Source organism: Variovorax sp. KBW07 (assembly GCF_003852515.1).
GTDB lineage: Bacteria > Pseudomonadota > Gammaproteobacteria > Burkholderiales > Burkholderiaceae_C > Variovorax.
Genome location: NZ_QAJK01000279.1, coordinates 1 through 228 on the forward strand (window position 1 = coordinate 1; position 228 = coordinate 228).

The window sequence follows — 228 nt, forward strand, 5'->3', positions numbered from 1 at the left end:
CTGTTCAGCGAGTCGGCGCAGAAGGGCGCGCACTTCATCGAGCTGTGCTGCCACCGCAAGATTCCGCTGGTGTTCCTGCAGAACATCACCGGCTTCATGGTGGGCCGCAAGTACGAGAACGAAGGCATTGCGCGCCACGGCGCGAAGATGGTGACGGCCGTGGCAACGGCCAACGTGCCGAAGTTCACGATCATCATCGGCGGCAGTTTCGGCGCCGGCAACTACGGC

1 protein-coding gene is annotated in these 228 nt (G+C 63.2%); it reads left to right on the forward strand.

Annotated features, from left to right (window positions below; translation table 11 throughout):
- A partial coding sequence (locus DBV14_RS33165) for a carboxyl transferase domain-containing protein (protein ID WP_311732881.1) occupies nt 1–228 on the forward strand: 228 nt, incomplete at both ends.